At 73.1% G+C, this 16,289-nt stretch carries 11 protein-coding genes; 4 read left to right on the top strand and 7 right to left on the bottom strand.

Annotation, left to right across the window (positions count from 1 at the left end; translation table 11 throughout):
* Window positions 1–28: 28 nt before the first annotated feature.
* From QLQ12_RS26360 to QLQ12_RS26340, 5 genes are read right to left on the bottom strand one after another with little or no spacing between them, the layout of a single operon-like run.
* Entirely contained in the window at window positions 29–976 is a 948-nt protein-coding gene (locus tag QLQ12_RS26360) for an STM4011 family radical SAM protein (protein ID WP_282763164.1), read from the bottom strand.
* Window positions 973–2,277 carry an STM4012 family radical SAM protein gene (locus tag QLQ12_RS26355; protein ID WP_282763163.1) on the bottom strand — a complete coding sequence of 435 codons (1,305 nt, stop codon included), beginning with the start codon at window positions 2,275–2,277 and terminating at the stop codon, window positions 973–975. Before QLQ12_RS26355 ends, QLQ12_RS26360 begins: the two co-directional genes overlap by 4 nt.
* A complete protein-coding gene (locus QLQ12_RS26350; protein WP_282763162.1) occupies window positions 2,274–3,071 on the bottom strand; it encodes an STM4013/SEN3800 family hydrolase in 798 nt (265 codons plus the stop codon). Before QLQ12_RS26350 ends, QLQ12_RS26355 begins: the two co-directional genes overlap by 4 nt.
* Window positions 3,059–4,138, bottom strand: a complete 1,080-nt coding sequence (locus QLQ12_RS26345) for an STM4014 family protein (protein ID WP_282763161.1) — start codon at window positions 4,136–4,138, stop codon at window positions 3,059–3,061. Before QLQ12_RS26345 ends, QLQ12_RS26350 begins: the two co-directional genes overlap by 13 nt.
* Window positions 4,139–5,056 (bottom strand): STM4015 family protein, encoded by a 918-nt coding sequence (locus QLQ12_RS26340; RefSeq protein WP_282763160.1) that lies wholly within the window; start codon window positions 5,054–5,056, stop codon window positions 4,139–4,141.
* A gap of 186 nt (window positions 5,057–5,242) precedes the next feature.
* Between QLQ12_RS26340 and QLQ12_RS26335 the strand changes: the two genes are divergently transcribed.
* Both QLQ12_RS26335 and QLQ12_RS26330 read left to right on the top strand, forming a co-directional pair.
* Entirely contained in the window at window positions 5,243–9,355 is a 4,113-nt protein-coding gene (locus tag QLQ12_RS26335) for a SpoIIE family protein phosphatase (RefSeq protein ID WP_282763159.1), read from the top strand.
* Window positions 9,355–9,657, top strand: coding sequence for an STAS domain-containing protein (locus QLQ12_RS26330; protein ID WP_282763157.1), 303 nt, complete (start codon window positions 9,355–9,357; stop codon window positions 9,655–9,657). Before QLQ12_RS26335 ends, QLQ12_RS26330 begins: the two co-directional genes overlap by 1 nt.
* Before the next feature lie 16 nt (window positions 9,658–9,673).
* Here the strand turns inward: QLQ12_RS26330 and QLQ12_RS26325 are convergent, their stop codons facing one another.
* Together QLQ12_RS26325 and QLQ12_RS26320 are read right to left on the bottom strand one after the other, a co-directional pair.
* Window positions 9,674–11,290: a serine/threonine protein kinase gene (locus QLQ12_RS26325; protein WP_282763155.1), complete on the bottom strand. Its 1,617-nt coding sequence runs from the start codon at window positions 11,288–11,290 to the stop codon at window positions 9,674–9,676.
* Between the two features lie 166 nt (window positions 11,291–11,456).
* Window positions 11,457–12,494, bottom strand: coding sequence for a hypothetical protein (locus QLQ12_RS26320; RefSeq protein WP_282763154.1), 1,038 nt, complete (start codon window positions 12,492–12,494; stop codon window positions 11,457–11,459).
* Between the two features lie 236 nt (window positions 12,495–12,730).
* Here QLQ12_RS26320 and QLQ12_RS26315 point away from each other — a divergent pair, with 236 nt between their 5' ends.
* Together QLQ12_RS26315 and QLQ12_RS26310 are read left to right on the top strand one after the other, a co-directional pair.
* Window positions 12,731–15,526 carry an FAD-binding and (Fe-S)-binding domain-containing protein gene (locus tag QLQ12_RS26315; protein ID WP_282763153.1) on the top strand — a complete coding sequence of 932 codons (2,796 nt, stop codon included), beginning with the start codon at window positions 12,731–12,733 and terminating at the stop codon, window positions 15,524–15,526.
* 53 nt (window positions 15,527–15,579) lie between these two features.
* Window positions 15,580–16,278, top strand: a complete 699-nt coding sequence (locus QLQ12_RS26310) for a hypothetical protein (protein WP_282763152.1) — start codon at window positions 15,580–15,582, stop codon at window positions 16,276–16,278.
* Window positions 16,279–16,289: the final 11 nt, after the last annotated feature.

Raw genomic sequence — 16,289 nt, 5'->3', positions numbered from 1 at the left:
ATGGTCCCTTCTCCGCCGGAGCCCGCGGTCATGCCGGCCGGCTCCGGGCCGGTGGTGGGGGATGCGCACCCGGACAGCGCGCCGCCACGATCGGGAGTGGAAGTGCGGATGAAGGGAGGGGCCACGCGACGGGAATGCGTTCGAGGAGACCGTCGGCGTAGACGTCGCGGAGGCGCAGCGACTTCAGATGCACATAGCCGATATGGCAGTCGCAGAGGGAGTTGGTGCAGGCCCGCGGACGCAGAGCCGCCCGCCAGGTCCCGTCGTAGAGGTTGCCGATCGGGGCCGGGATGAAATGGCAGCGGCGCACCGTGCCGTCCCCGAGGACCGAGATGGCGGTCTCCCCGGCGTGACACGGCAGGCCGAGCGACGCGTGCGGGCGGACGCTGTCGCCGAACCGCGGGTCCAGGGCGGTCCAGCGGCGCTCCTCCTCCCCGGTGTAGACGTGGCCGTCGGCGGCGTTGACCCACAGGTAGACCGCGGGCGGAAGGGCGGCCCGCAACGCCACGGCCTCGTCGTGGTGCTCGGGCAGCCCGACGACTCCCACCGAGAAGCGGACGCCCCGCGCGAGAAGGTCACGGCAGCGGTCGAGGAACGTCTCGCGCCGCACCTGACCCGGATGGTAGGTCGCCCACAACGCCGCGACCCGCGGGTTCGCCTCGGCGAGCCAGCCGGTGCGGGCGGCCAGGTTGGTCTGGATCGCGACCCGCGCCACGTGCGGCAGGTGAGACAGGCGGACGATCGTGTCCCTGTACCAGGAGCGGGTCAGCCCTTCGCCCCACGGGGTGAACAGCACCGACAGCCGGCGGTCGGTGGTGGCCTCCACCCAGCCGGCGAACCGTTCGAGGTCGGCCCGGTCGGCGCGCAGCAGCTCCGGCGGGTCGACCCGCTTCGCGAACGGGCAGTACGGGCAGTCGTAGTTGCAGCTCGCGAGCGGCCCTCGATAGAGCACGTACAGATCGTCGGTGGGTGTCATCGGGCGACGTACGCCCCCATCGCCTCGCGGACCCGGCCGGAGACCAGCCACGGTCCGACGGCGTCGGACTGCTCCAGGCCGGCCGGGGTGAGCATGGTCCGGCGCGCGTCCAGCCAGCCACGGTCGACCAGCTCGGCGAGCTGCGGGAAGTCGTCGGTGTGGCCGCTGCCGAAACGGTCCCGGTAGGCGGCGGCGTCCACGCCGTCGGCCCGCAGCAGGGACTTGAGCAGCCAGCGGCGGCGCTGTTCGAGCCCGTCGAGGGGGAATCCGAACTCGGCGAACCGGAAGTCCCCGGCGGGCCGGGACAGGTAGTCGTCGATGACGGCCCTGACCCCGGGGACGGCGACGGCGTAGTCGAACGAGTAGTGCAGGCCGGTGGTGTAGGACCGGGCGCCGCACCCCAGGCCCACCATGCCGTCGTCCTGGCAGCAGTAGTCGGGGCCGTCCGGGACGGGGGCGTCGGCCCGCCGGAACTGCCGCATCGAGTGGCGGACGTATCCGGCGGCGGTGAGCACCTCCACCGCCTGCCGGTAGAGCGCCAGCCGTTGGGAGTCCCAGTCGGCGCGGGCGTGGGCGCGCCGGCCCAGCCCGGTCAGCGGGCGAACGTACAGCGGGTAGAGGTACAGCTCCTCCGGCCGCCAGCGCAGCGCCTCGTCGAGGGAGTGCTGCCAGGTCCGCGCGGTCTGGCCGTCGATGCCGTAGATCAGGTCGATGTTGAGCACCGGGAGGCGGGCGTCCCGGATCGACTGCAGCGCCGTGTGCACCTCGGTGAGGCGCTGTGGCCGGCCGGCGGCTCTGGCCTCGGCGTCGAGGAAGCTCTGCACCCCCATGCTGATCCGGGTGGTGCCGTGCGCGGCCAGGACGGCGAGCCTCTCCGGTGTGGCGGTGGCCGGTGACGTCTCCACGGACAGTGGCACCCGGCCGGAGCCGAACGCGCTGTCGAGGATGCCGAACAGCTCCTCGAGCTCGGCGGCGGTCAGATAGGTGGGGGTGCCGCCGCCGATCGCCAGGCGGGAGAACGCGGCTGCGGGGGAGAGGCTGTCACGGACGGCGGCCGCCTGGCGGCGGAGCTGGGCGAGATAGGCGGTGACCTGCTCGGCGGGCGGGTTGGAGCGGGTGAACAGGTTGCAGAAGCCGCACCGCATCTCACAGAACGGCAGATGCACGTATCCGAAGAGGGAGTCCTGCGGCTCGTCCGCCCACACCGACTCCAGCGCCGGCCGGGGGTCGAGGCGGCGGTAGGCGGTCTTGTGCGGGTACGCGTACAGATAGCCCTGGTAGGGCGAGTCGTCGAGGTTCACCGGGCATCCAGAATGAGATCGGCGTAGGGAACCGTCCACACAGCCTCGTGGGCGACCCGGTGGCCGGTGTGGCCGTCCTCGCCGTAGAGGGTGCCGTGGTCGGAGCAGATGATCACCTGACAGGGCCGGCCTCGGCCGCTGACCAGCGTGAACAAGGCGTCGAGGCGGCCGTCGACGTATTCGAGGGCGGCGGCGTGCGTCGCCCGGTCGTCCGTCTCGGCGCCGGGGATGTAGTGGCGGTTCGGCTGGTGCAGGGCGGCGACGTTGACGAACGTGAACAGCGGCCGTGACGCCGGCAGCCCGCCGATGATCGCCGCGAGACGGTCGATCTGGGCGCCGAGACAGTCCGGTGCGGTCACCCCGAAAGCCGTCTCCCAGTGCGCCTCGGCGAACAGGCCGGGCAGCACCCGTCCGAGCGGCGTCGCGGGGTTGAAGAACCCGACCCCGCCCAGGCAGACCGTGTGATAACCGGCGGCGGCCAGCCCGGTCGGCAGGTCGGGGGCGTCGAAGACGTAGGTGCCGGGCCCGCTGGTCTCGCTGCCCCCGAACCGGGCCGCGAACTTCCGCTCGTGCGGGCCGGGTGTCACCGGGGTCGGCAGGAACCCGGCGAAGAACGCGTGATGCGCGGCGTAGGTGAAGGTGGCGGGGGTGTGCCGCCGCTCCCACACGCCGCCGGGCAGCACCTTCGCGAGGTGGGGGGTGCGCCCGGCGGCCAGGCACTCCACCGCCACGTCGTAACGCAGCGTGTCGAGGGTGACGAACAGCAGGTCGTGGCTGCCGATCAGGTCGCGCATGCGGCACCGGCCCAACCGTCCACCAGCGCGGCCACCTGCGCTCCGTAGGTGTCGAGGCCGTCCGCGAGCACGCCGGGCAGCAGGTCACCGAACGCGTTCACCTCGGCCACCGCGTGGTCGCGCCAGCCGGCGCCGAACATCAGGTCTACCCCGACGTGCAGGGTGCGCGGGAAACACGCGGCCACCCGCGCGCACGTCTGGATGCCGGCCGCCCAGGCCCGCTCGCCGGCCGCGGCCCGGACCGCCGCCACGTCGCCGCGGGCGTTGCCGAGATGCAGGTTGGTCATCGGCGACCGGCTGGTCCGCACCACCACGTGCCGGGGCCGCCCGGCGATCACGACCACCCGCAGGTCGAGGACCCGGCCGTCGAGGGCGGCTTTCGGGAACCACCGCTCGACGTGCAGCCCGTCGGGAGCCAGCCGGTCGACGATCGCCCGGATCGTGGCCTCGTCGTCGTACCGCCGGACGCGGAGGTTGTTGAAGACCCGGCCGTCGCTGAGTTCGGCCGAGGTGACCGCGGTGACGCGCCGCCCGGCCGCGGCGAGCGCCAGCACCCCGGACGCCGACGAACCGTGCGCGGGTTTGACGAACACCCGGCCCCACCGCGCGTCGTCCATCGCCGCGCGCAGCGACGAGTAACCGTCGACCGAAACCGGCAGGGCCGGCGGCACCGGAATCCCCGCCTCGGCCAGCAGCGCGTGACAGCGTGGCTTGTCGGTCATCGTCAGGATGTCCGCCGGCTGGCTCAGCAACACCCCGCCACCGGCGCGGATGCGGCCCAGAGCCGTCCGCAGGCCGGCGAAGGCCGCCGCCGTCGCGAGGATCTCGCCGTGCTCGGCCGGCCTGCCGGGCCGGCCTCCGCCCAGCTCACGCAGGAGAAGGTCCACCTCGGCGTCCTCCCCGGCCGAGTCGATCCGCACGAGCGCACCTGGCCCGGGAACCCGGCCGGAGACCAGAACATCACGCCACGGAAAGACGGAGGGGGCGGGCAGCCCGGCGTGGAGAACGGCGGAGGCGAACAGGGAGACCCGGCGGTTGGAAGGGTTTCCGACGACGGCGAGACGCATCTATTCGGACACCGCGGTGTAGCGGCCCCAGTCCTCTTCCTGCTGCCGGTCGGAGACGTCGACAGCGACCCCGGGCAGCTCGTCGACGACCCGCTGCGCCATCTCGGGGGACATGAAGTGGTGGCTGAGGTTCAGCGACTCGAGGTGGGTGAGCGGCTGCCCGGCCAGCAGGGCCTCCGCCCCGGTGTCACTGAGCACGCCCAGCGACAGGTCGAGGGCGGTGAGCCGGGCGACGACCGGCGCGGCGGCGACGGCCGCGGCGACCTCCTCGGCGATCTCGGCGTTGCGCAGGCCGAGGTGGGTCAGCGCGGGCAGCGACCGGCCGGCCAGGATCGGCGCGAGGTCGTCGGCGCGGGCGTCGCCGCCATACTCATCGACGCCGAGCCACAGCTCCAGGTGGGTCAGCCGGGGCAGGTCGCAGGCGGCGACCGCCCGGACCACGGTGGCCGGCAGGCCGCCGGACTGCAGGACCAGCTCGCGCAGGCTCTCGTGCCGCACCGGTGTGAGCTCCAGGCCGTCGGAGCCGCGCACACACAGCCGCTCCAGGGCGGGGAACGCCTCGAGGACCGGCGTGATGTCGCCCTGCTTGATCCACGAGATCTCGCACTGCTCGCCGGTCAGGTCGCCGATGAACAGCGCGCGCAGCCCCGTCAGGCGCGGGGCGTTGCGGACCAGCAGGTCGAACGGGAACCCGTCCTCATAGGCCGAGCCCCACTCGCCGATGACCAGCGCGGCCGGGCCGGCCGGTGCGGTCTGCTCCAGCAGCCGCTCCAGGGCGGCCTCGAGGTCGCCCGCGGCGGCCTCGAACTCCATGTCGATGCGCCAGGCCGCGCCGGCCGGGTCGACCGTCTGCTGTTCCTCGTCGAACGCCACGACGGGCAGGCCCGCGAACGTCGTCAGATATTCGTGGATTGCCACGGTGGACTCCCTCGGCCGTAGTGACGCCTTGCGGAACAGTGCCGAGAAGGTAGCAGCCGCCACCGACACTTTCGCGCCCCGCGTAAGGCGGCCCCCGGACGGCTGACCCCGCTCCCGGGCCGGTCGACCGGACGGTTAACGTCAGGAGGGTTTCGACGGCCTGCTGCAGGGGGACAAGCGGACGCGATGAAGGGTAGTGATCGCCGGCCGTCTCCCGCGCACTTCTCCGCCGATCCCGAGGTCGGAGCCGACCTCGCCGCGGTCGACTGGGAGACGACCCCGCTCGGGCCACCCGGCTCCTGGCCGCAGAGCCTCCGGACCGCGGTGAGCATCCTGCTGTCCTCGCGTTTCTCGATGTGGATGGCCTGGGGGCCGCGCCTCACCTTCTTCTGCAACGCCGCCTACCGCCGCAACACGCTGGGCCGTAAGTACCCGTGGGCGCTGGGCCGGCCGGCGAGCGAGGTGTGGGCGGAGATCTGGGACGACATCGGTCCCCGCATCGACACCGTGCTGCGCACCGGCGAGGCCACCTGGGACGAGGCGTTGCTGCTGTTCGTGGAGCGGTCCGGCTACCCGGAGGAGTCGTACCACACGTTCTCCTACAGCCCGCTGCGCGACGATGACGGCGCCCTCGTCGGGATGCTCTGCGTGGTCAGCGAGGACACCGACCGGGTGATCGGCGAGCGGCGGATGGCGACGCTGCGCGACCTCGGGTCCGACCCCAGCGTGGTGCGGACCCAGCAGGAGATGCTCGCTTTCGCGAGCCACCAGCTGAGCCACAACCTGCGGGACCTCCCGTTCACCCTCACCTACCTGTTTCCCCGCGACGGTGAGGACGGCGGCGTACGGCTGGCGGCCTCCACCGGCATCGACGCCGGCCACCCGGCAGCCGCCGCCGGCACGTGGCCCACGGCACGGCTGGCCGGCGGGGAGCCGGTCCTGATGGACCTCGACGGCCCGTCGTTCGCCGCCCTGCCCGGCGGGGACTGGCCCGATCCGCCCACGCAGGCGCTGCTGGTGCCGTTGCTGCGGCAGGGCGGCGCGCCGTACGGCTTCCTGGTGGCCGGCCTGAACCGGTACCGCCCGGTGGACGACGCCTACCGCGGGTTCGTCGAGCTGATCGCCGGTCACCTGGCGGCCGGCGTCGCCAGCGCCCGCAGCTATCAGGCCCAGCAGCGGCGTGCCGAGGAACTGGCCGAGCTGGACCGCGCGAAGACCGCCTTCTTCTCGAACATCAGCCACGAGTTCCGTACCCCGCTGACTTTGATCATGGGTCCGGTGGAGGACCTGCGTGTCCAGCTCGCCGGAGCGGACGACGAGGTCCGCGAGGAACTGGAGGTCGTCCACCGCAACGGGCTGCGCCTGGGCAAACTGGTCAACACGCTGCTCGACTTCTCCCGCATCGAGGCCGGCCGCATGCAGGCCCGTTACGAGCCGGTCGACCTGGCGGCCACCACCGCCGAGCTGGCCAGCGTGTTCCGCTCCGCGATCGAGCGGGCCGGGCTCGGTTTCGCGGTGGACTGCCCGCCTCTGCCGGAGCGGGTCCACCTGGACCGGGGCATGTGGGAGAAGGTCGTCCTCAACCTGCTCAGCAACGCTCTCAAGTTCACCTTCGACGGCGGCATCAGGGTGGCCGTGCGCGCCGAGGCCGGCGCGGCCGTGGTGACGGTCGCCGACACCGGCATCGGCGTCGCGGCGCAGGAGATGCCGCGGCTGTTCGAGCGGTTCCACCGGATCGAGAACGCCCGGTCCCGGTCCAACGAGGGCAGCGGCATCGGCCTGGCGCTGGTGCGGGAGCTGGTCGGCCTGCACGGCGGCACGATCACCGCGGACAGCACCGTCGGCAGGGGCACCACCTTCACCATCCGGCTGCCGTTCGGGCACGCGCACCTGCCGGCGTACGTCCCGGCGCCGCCGGGCGACGCGGTCACGGTGACGTCCGGTGCGGACCCGTTCCTGCAGGAGGCGCTGCGGTGGCTGCCGGGCGACGGCCTGCCGGCGCGGGAGACGGTGGCCGAGTTGCGCCGCGCGGCGGGCGCCGGCGCCGCGGTGCTGGTCGCCGACGACAACGCCGACATGCGTGACTATCTGAGCCGGCTGCTGCGGTCGGCCGGGCACCGGGTGACCGCGGTCGTCGACGGGCAGGCCGCCCTCGACGCGGCCCGCGCCGACGTGCCGGACATCGTGGTCAGCGACGTGATGATGCCCCGCCTGGACGGGCTGCGGCTGGTGGCGGCGCTGCGCGGCGACCCGCGGACGGCCGGCACCCCGGTCGTCCTGCTGTCGGCCCGGGCCGGGCAGGAGGCGTCCATCGAGGGCCTCGACGCGGGCGCCGACGACTATCTGTTCAAGCCGTTCTCCGCCGCGGAGCTGCTGGCCCGGGTGCGTGCGAACGTGGAGCTGGCCCGGCTGCGCAACCAGCACGCCCGCTGGCGGGCCGCGTTGATCGACTCGTTGCAGGAGGCGTTCTTCGTCTGCGACGAGAGCGGCGCGGTCATCGAGATCAACAGCGCTTTCACCGACATCCTGGGGTACGGCCCGGAAGGCCTGCCGTACCTGCCGGTGCATCCGTGGTGGCCGGACGCCGAGACCGACGCCGAGGCGCACGGTGAGGTGGCCGGCGCCTTCTCGATGCTGCTCGGGCAGCCGCACGGGACGTACACGATCCCGGTCGTGCACGCCGACGGCCGCAGGCTGTGGGCGGCGGCCGCGTTCAACCAGGTCCGTGACCCGGACAGCGGCAAACGCGTCATCGTCGGCACGTTCCGTGACGTCACCGCCGAGCATCACGCGGTGCAGCGCGACAGCGCCCTGGCCGCGCTCGGCATGCACCTGTCGCGGGCCGAGAACCTGGCCGGCGCGCTTGCCGCGGTGCTGGGCGAGGTGCGCGAGATCTGGCGGGCGACGTACGTCCTCGCGGCCGTCTTCGGCGACGCCGCCGTGCCCGCGGTGACCGCCACCGACCCGGACGTGACCTGGGAGAGCCTGCCCGAGGAGCGTCGCCGTTCGATCACCGCGCTGCGCGACCGGCCGGTGCTCACCCCGGTCTCCGAGCCGTCGGCCGGCACCGGGATCGCCCTGGAGCATCCGCACGGCGCCATGACCCTGTGGATCGAGCCCCGCGCGGAGCGGCCGTTCACCGCTCCGGACGAGACGCTGCTGGCTCTGCTCGCCGGCCATCTCAGCCAGGGCCTGCGCCGGATCGACCAGATCGACCAGCAGCGGGAGACCGCGCTGGCCCTGCAACGCGCCATCCTCGGCCCGGCCCGGCTGCCGAACGGGTTCGCGGTCCGTTACGAGCCGGCGACCCGCCCGCTGAAGGTCGGCGGCGACTGGTACGACACGATCGAGCTGGGCGACGGCCGGATCGGCATCGTGGTCGGTGACTGCGTCGGCCACGGCCTGCGGGCGGCGACCGTGATGGGTCAGCTCCGCAGCGCCTGCCGGGCACTGCTGCTGCAGGACTCCAGCCCTTCCCGGGCGCTGATGGCCCTGGACCGTTTCGCCGCGCTGCTGCCCGGCGCCGGCTGCGCCACCGTGTTCTGTGGCGTCCTCGATCCCGGCACCGGTCACCTGGTGTATTCCAGCGCCGGTCACCCGCCGGCCATCGTCGGGCATCCCGACGGCACCACGCACCTGCTCGACCAGGGCCGGTCCCGTCCGGTCGCGGTGCGCCCCGGCAACGACCGGCCCGACGCCGAGTACACCGTGCCGGCCCGGTCCACCCTGCTGCTCTACACCGACGGGCTGGTGGAGCGCCGCCGGCAGCCACTGACCGCCGGCATCGGCCAGGCCAGCGCGGCCGTGCGGCACGGTCTCGGCACCCCGATCGAGGACCTGGCCACCGAGATCATGGACATGCTCACCCCGGCGAGCGGCTACGACGACGACGTCGCCCTGCTGCTCTACCGCCATCCCGGTCCGCTGGAGCTGGAGTTCCCCGCCGAGTCCCGCCGCCTCGCGCCGGTCCGCTCCGCTCTGCGCGGCTGGCTCGACCGCTGCGGCCTGGACCCGCGCACGGTCCAGAACGTCCTGGTCGCCGCGGGCGAGGCCTGCGCCAACGCCATCGAGCACGGTCACCGCGAGCACCCGGATGGCCGGATCCGGCTCCGCGCCGCCGCGACCGCCGGTGACCTGCGCCTGACGATCGTGGACACCGGCCGATGGAAGGCCCCGGACCCGGCCGCGAACCCCTATCGTGGCCGGGGCCTGAAACTGATGCGTGCCTTCATGCACACTGTCACCGTCACCTCCGGATCCACCGGCACCGTCGTCGACATGCAGGCGAGGCTTTCCTGATGACCACCGCGCTCACCCTCACGGCGGCTCCGGGACCGGACGGCGTCATCGTCCTCACCGCCGCCGGTGAGATCGACATGAGTAACGCCGAGGCCTTCGCCGAGGCCTTGACCTCGGCGGTCACCGGCGCCACCGGTTCCCGCCTGATCGTCGATCTCACCGAGGTCCACTACCTCGACAGCGCGGGCCTCGCGGCCCTGTTCGCCCAGGCCGATCAGATCGAGTTGCGGACGGGCCCGTTGCTCGCGCCCCTGCTGGAGGTCTCCGGCCTGGCCGAGTTGACCACGGTCCACCAGGCCTGACCCCCGGCCGGCGGGGTCAGCGGCCGGGCGACGGCGACGGCATGGGGCCGCGGTCGACGAAGCTGAACGTGGTGGCCGGCTCAGCGTCGCCGGTGTGATCGACGTAGAACTCGCCAGGGTCCGCTCTCCACTGCAGGGAGCCGTGCCTGTCGCTGGTGATGTAGTAGGTCGGGCGACCCTGGTCGTCCTTGCGTTTGGTGGGGAACAGTTCGAACAGCGTGCCCTCGGAGGTGTCGCACGTGGTCGGCACGATCTTCGCCGCCTCGTTGGGTATGAGGCGAATACCGAGGCAGACCTCCGGGCCGTTCGGGTCGTACAGTGCCCTGATCAGGTGATCCACGCCCGCCGGGACGAGCGCGAACTCCGACTTCGCGCCGGTGCCGTCCTTGGCTTCCAGCTCGCTGTACCTGCCTTCCAGCGCGAAGTCCCGGTCGATCTCGACGACGTGGATCAGGGTCCGATGCTTGCCGGTCATGATCTTCTTGAGCTTCTCCTCGGGAGTCACCGATTTCGCGGGCCCCGGCTTCGCCGTCGCGGATGCGGATGCCGGGGTGGAGGGGGCGTCGCCGGCCGCGTCGAAGCCGCCCGCCACGCCCATGTAACGCAGCACGGCGCCGACACCGGCCGCCACCAGCAGCACGGCCGCCCCCGCGGCGACGGCGGCGCGGGTCCGGTGGCGGCGCGGCTTCTCCGGCGCTGCGGTGGCGGCGACCATCATCATGGTGTCCGCCTCCGGGGGAATCGGCACGGCGTGCTCTGCCGGTGACGACTGCGGGGCCGGTGACGACTGCGGGGCCGGCGAGACGGGCCCGGGCACGCTGCCGGCGAGCAGCAGATCGAGCAGCTCGCGGGCGGTCGGCCGGTCCTGCGGTTCCTTGGCCAGTGCCCGTTCGACCGGCCCGAGCAGCGACTGCGGCAACCCGGTCAGGTCGGGCGGCTGGGTGAGGATGCGCATCGCGGTGGCCGGCGCGGAGTCGGCGGCGAACGGGGTCCGGCCGGTCGCGGCGTAGGCGACGACCGCGCCCCAGGCGAAGATGTCAGCGGCCGCGGTGACCGGCCGGCCGTCCTTGGGGTCGAAGCGTTCCGGGGCCATGTAGGCCACCGTGCCGACCATCTGGTCGGTGCGGGTGTGCTGGCTGGTCGCGTCGAAGGCCTGCGCGATGCCGAAGTCGATGACCTTGATGCCGCCCCGGGCGAACAGCACGTTGCCGGGTTTCAGGTCGCGGTGGATCACTCCGGCGCTGTGGATGGCGGTCAGCGCGGTGGCGGTGCCGACGGCCACGCTGTGCAGGGCCGCGCCGGTCAGCGGGCCCTTCTCGCGGACCTCGGCGGCCAGGCTGGGCCCGTCGACGAACTCGACCACGAGGTAGGGCGGCTCATGGTCGGGGTCGGCGTCGAGGACCTCGGCGGTGGAGAACGGCGGCACCTGTTTGGCCCGGTTCACCTCGCTGCGGAACCGGGCGCGGAACTCCGACTCGTACGCCAGCTCGGGCCGCACCATCTTGATCGCCACCGGGCGGCCGTCCGGGCCGCGGCCCAGGAAGACCGTGCCCATGCCGCCCTCGCCGAGCCGGCCGGCCAGTTCGTACCGGCCGAGTGTGGCCGGGTCTCCCGGGCGCAGCGGCGTACTCATGCAGATCTCGTCCCCTCCGCCTTCCGGCCGTCGCGCCCGGGAGTCTACTCAAGCTGATCACCCGGCTTCGCGCGGTGGCGTGGGGGAGTCGGGGACCCGCGGCGCGGCAGCCGTCCAGGGCGATGTCGTCGCGGCCGGCGAAGACGCCCGCCGGCCGGGCGGATGGTCAACGGCGGGTGATCTCCAGAGAGCCCATGCCGGCGGCGGCGTCGACGTCCAGGCCCGGGCCCGCGCCGAGGGTTCCCGACTCGATCACGGCGCCGCCGCCCGTACCCCCGCGCCTGTCGTCGTAGACGGCGATGTTCCCGGCGCCGTCGCCGACGGTGACGCGCGCCGGGACCCGCCCGTCGGTCCGGATGACCCAGGTGCCGACTCCTCCGGTCATCCGGATCGGGACGACCCCGGCGAGCCGGCCCAGGATCACGTCGATGCGTTCGGCGCCGCCGTCCAGGTCGATCCGGCTGACCGTGCCGGTGGTCGTGTCGAAGGTGGCGAGCTTGACGCCGGCGGCCAGCCGCAGGTGCCAGGTGATCCGGTCGTTGAGCGAGACCTCGACGGTGCCGCCCGACTTCGTGACGTCGATGCGCAGCACTCCGTCGACGAACGTGGCGCCGGCCTCGACGGGCGTCCCATCCGGGGCGGTGACCAGGAATTCCTGGCCGCCGAGGTCGGCGGTGCGCACGGTGAGCTCGGTGACCCCGGTGACGAAGTCGAGCCGTGCCGCCCGGACCGCGGGCGCGCTGGGTGACAGCGACGGGGTGGGGGAGAGCAGCAGCGGCGGCGGCTGGGGCGGGACGGCGAACTGCGGCTCCAGCGGGATGGCCGAGGGCGGCAGCGCCGCCCGTTGCTGGCGGATCTCCGAGTCCGCCAGCGGCCGGGCCAGCAGCACAGTGCCGAAGACCACCGTCAGGGCCACCACGCCGGTGAGGACGACCGGCCGCTGCAGCCAGCGGCGGTCCGCCGAGCCGGGCCGGTCGTCGTCGCCCATCCGCGGGGCCCGGCCGCCGGGCGGCACCGGCTGGAAACCCTCCCACCGGGTGCGGCGCTGGTGTGGGGCGTCCGGCCAGTAGTCGGAGATGTTCGGCAGGCTCACGCCCGGCGGGCGGGGCGCGGGATCCGGCTCGGGGGCACGGTGTCTGGCCCGGTCCACGTAGCCGCCGATGCGCAACCCACGCTCGTCGGCGGGAGGCTCCAACCGGCCCACACACGTCTCCTTGTGCCGTATCAGTGTGATCTTTCGTGGATCGTACGAGCACGGAATGTATCGCCCTATTGGCGTGGAGCCAACATTCCGTCCGCGGATTGCCGATCTCACAGCGCGGCCAGCACTCCGCCGGCGGGTGAACGGACGGCGACTACCATGTCCGGCGACGTCCAAAGCAGGTTCACCGCCGCACGCTGCCCAAGGCGGACCAGCACGAATACAGCCTGGGAGACCGCGTGACCAGCGCCGACCTCACCGCCCGCCTGCGCCGGGCCGGAGTCACCGACATCCTCACCGACGCGGCACACCGGTCCGCGTACGCCAGCGACGCCTCGCTCTACCGGGTGGTCCCGCGGGCCATCGTCCGGCCCCGGCACTCCGACGACGTGCTGGCGACGCTGGCCGTGAGCCGTGACCTCGGCGTGCCGATCACCGCCCGCGGCGCCGGCACCTCGGTCGCCGGCAACGCCATCGGCCCGGGCCTGATCCTCGACTTCAGCCGGCACATGAACCAGGTTCTCGAAGTCGACGGTCCATCCCGGACGGCGCGGGTGCAGGCCGGCACCGTCCAGGCGGTGCTGCAGGCCGCCGCCAAGCCGCACGGGCTGCGGTTCGGCCCCGACCCGTCGACGCACACCCGCTGCACGATCGGCGGCATGATCGGCAACAACTCGTGCGGCTCGCGGACCCTCGGTTACGGCCGGACCTCGGACAACACGATCGGCCTGCGCGCGTTCACGATCGACGGCGACGAGCTGGTCACCAACCCGCTCTCGGGCGCCGACAAGATCGTCTCTTCCCTGCGGGAGCTGATCGGCGCCAATCTGGCGACCGGGCGCACCGAGTTCGCGACCTTCGGCCGCCAGGTCTCCGGCTACGCCGTCGAGCACCTCCTGCCGGAGAACGGCTTCAACCTCTCCGAGTTCCTGGTCGGCAGCGAGGGCACCCTCGCGATCGTCACCGAGGCGACGGTACGGCTGGTCGCCGACCCGGCCCACCGGACCCTGGTCGTCCTCGGCTACCCGGACTTCGGCGCCGCCGGCGACGTCATCCCGGCGATCCTGGAGTTCACGCCGACCGCCTGCGAGGGCCTCGACCACCGCATCTGCGATGTCGTCCGCGCCCGTCGCGGCCCGGACGCCGTCCCGCCTCTGCCCGGTGGCAAGGCGTGGCTGATGGTCGAGATCGCCGGCGACGACCTGGACGACGTCCGCGACCGGACCGCGCGTCTGGTGAAAGCCGCCGACGCCGTCGACCATCGCATCGTCGAGGACACCGCCGAGGCCGCCCCGCTGTGGAAGATCCGCGAGGACGGCGCCGGGCTGGCCGGCCGCGCCCCGAGCGGTCTGCCCGCGCACGCCGGCTGGGAGGACGCCGCCGTCCCGCCCGCCCGGATCGGCGCCTACCTGCGCGACTTCGACGCCCTGACCGCACGGCACGGGCTGTCCGTGATGCCCTACGGCCACCTCGGCGACGGCTGCGTGCACGTCCGGCTGGACTTCCCGCTGGACAAGCCGGACGGCCCCAAGCTGTTCCGTGCCTTCCTGGAGGACGCCGCCGACCTGGTGGTCAGCTACGGCGGGTCGCTCTCCGGCGAACACGGTGACGGCCGGGCCCGCTCCGAACTGCTCAGCCGCATGTACTCGCCCGAGGCGATGAACCTGTTCCGGCAGATCAAGGGTGTCTTCGACCCCCGGAACCTGCTCAACCCCGGCAACCTGGTCGACCCCGACCCGGTCGACGCGAACATCCGCGTCTCCCAGGCGCGGCCGGTCCGCACCCAGCTCGCGCTGGCCTACCACCACGACGGCGGCGACTTCAACCAGGCCGTGCACCGGTGCACCGGCGTCGGCAAGTGCCGTGTCGACACCCGGGTGCTCGGCGGGGTGATGTGCCCGTCCTTCCTGGCCACCCAGGACGAGAAGGACTCCACCCGGGGACGGGCCCGCGTCCTCCAGGAGATGCTCGACGGGGACCTGGCGCCGGACTGGCGCGCCCCGGCCGTACGCGATGCGCTTGATCTCTGTCTGTCCTGCAAGGGTTGCGCCTCGGACTGTCCGACCGGGATCGACATGGCGGCCTACAAGGCGGAGGTCACGCACCAGGCCTACAAGGGCCGGGTACGGCCGCGGTCGCACTACTCGCTCGGCTGGCTGCCACGCTGGTCCCGCCTGGCGTCCCGGATGCCCGCGCTCGCCAACCTCGCGATGAGACTGCCCGGCATCCGGAGTGTCGCGCTCTGGCTCGCGGGCGTGGACAAGCGGCGGTCCATCCCCGCGTTCGCCGCGAAGACGTTCCGCTCCTCCTTCACGCCGGTCCCGACGGGCAAGCCGGTGGTCCTGTTCGTGGACAGCTTCACCGACCACTTCTCCCCGGAGGTCGCCAGGGCCGCCGTGGACGTGCTGGTCGACGCCGGTTACGCGCCGCGGATCGCCAGCCGCAAGGCCTGCTGCGGCCTCACCTGGATCTCCACCGGGCAGCTCGACGCCGCCCGCCGCATCCTCGGCGCCACTGTCGCCGAGCTGCACGAGGCCGCGAAGAAGGGCGTCCCGATCGTCGGCCTGGAGCCGTCCTGCACCGGCGTGCTCCGTCAGGACGCCGTCGAGCTCGTCGACAACGAGGCGGCGCGGGCGGTCGCCAAGGCGACGATGACGGTGGCCGAGCTCCTCGCCGCCACTCCCGGCTACACCCCACCCTCCCTCGACGGGGTACGGGTGGTCGCCCAGCCGCACTGCCACCACCACGCGGTGATGGGCTGGGAGGCCGACGCCAAGCTGCTCAAGCAGGCCGGCGCGACCGTCAAGCGGCTCGGCGGCTGCTGCGGGCTGGCCGGGAACTTCGGCGTCGAGCGAGGCCACTACGAGGTGTCGGTGCAGGTCGCCGAGCAGCAGTTGCTGCCGGCCCTGTCGGCTGCCGAGGAGGGCGACGTCTTCCTGGCCGACGGATTCTCCTGCCGCACCCAGGCCGACGACCTGGCCGGCGTCTCCGGCGTCCACCTGGTCCAGCTCCTCCAGCAGCGCCTCCGCCGCTGACCCGCCCATGTCCGCCGGGTGTGGCGGGGCGTCCGGGAGGGCAGTGCACAAGGATGCGAACCCATTCGACTCGTCTCGTCGTCGGCGCCGGGCTGCTGTCTGTCGCGCTCACCGCCTGCAGTTCCGGCTCCGGGCCCGGCCCCGCCTCCGGGTCGCCGGCGACCGCCGCGGCGCGGAGCGGCCCCGTGCCGCAGACCTCGGCGGCCAAGGAGAAGGGCATCCCGGGCGGCGCGCTGCTGCAACCGGACGACGTGCGCGGCGTGCGGGGAGAACCGCTGGATCAGGGCGAGTCCGCCCACGTGCGGCCGCTGCGGCCGTGTGGCGACGGCCGCTATCCCAGCGACGAGTCCCGGACCGACGCGGTTGCCATGCGATACGTCGTTCCGGGACCCGAGGGGAGCACGCCGACGGTCGTGATCGAGTTCGTCGGCCTGCACACGCCCGGCGGCGCCGCCGCGCAGTTGCGTGACATCGACGCGGCCCTGGACCGGTGCCCGGGCGGGCTCGGCGAGGGGCAGCGCAAGTGGACGGTGCTGGAGTCCGATGACGCCTCGGCTCTGGTGCGCATCGACCAGCGGATCAGCTATGCCGACGAGGAGCCGTCGACGGTCAGCCACTTCGCGGCGGTGGCCACGGTGAACGACGCGGTCGTGGTGGTCACCGACCTGGGCTGGGAGAACATGGGAGGCGACGAGTCGCTGGTCCGTGAGCTGATCGCCAAGGCGAAACAGCGGGCGGGCACCATCGCCTGAGGGCCGTTCCC

The sequence above is a fragment of the Actinoplanes sandaracinus genome, assembly GCF_030009775.1.
GTDB classification, from domain to species: domain Bacteria; phylum Actinomycetota; class Actinomycetes; order Mycobacteriales; family Micromonosporaceae; genus Actinoplanes; species Actinoplanes sandaracinus.
Note: the sequence above shows the minus strand (reverse complement) of the source record. Positions and strands in the feature narration are given on the sequence as shown.

Coding starts and splice junctions, on each gene's coding strand:
- QLQ12_RS26360 (WP_282763164.1), bottom strand. CDS start 976: ATGACACCCACCGACGATCTGTACGTGCTCTATCGAGGGCCGCTCGCG.
- QLQ12_RS26350 (WP_282763162.1), bottom strand. CDS start 3,071: ATGCGCGACCTGATCGGCAGCCACGACCTGCTGTTCGTCACCCTCGAC.
- QLQ12_RS26345 (WP_282763161.1), bottom strand. CDS start 4,138: ATGCGTCTCGCCGTCGTCGGAAACCCTTCCAACCGCCGGGTCTCCCTG.
- QLQ12_RS26335 (WP_282763159.1), top strand. CDS start 5,243: ATGAAGGGTAGTGATCGCCGGCCGTCTCCCGCGCACTTCTCCGCCGAT.
- QLQ12_RS26330 (WP_282763157.1), top strand. CDS start 9,355: ATGACCACCGCGCTCACCCTCACGGCGGCTCCGGGACCGGACGGCGTC.
- QLQ12_RS26325 (WP_282763155.1), bottom strand. CDS start 11,290: ATGAGTACGCCGCTGCGCCCGGGAGACCCGGCCACACTCGGCCGGTAC.
- QLQ12_RS26310 (WP_282763152.1), top strand. CDS start 15,580: ATGCGAACCCATTCGACTCGTCTCGTCGTCGGCGCCGGGCTGCTGTCT.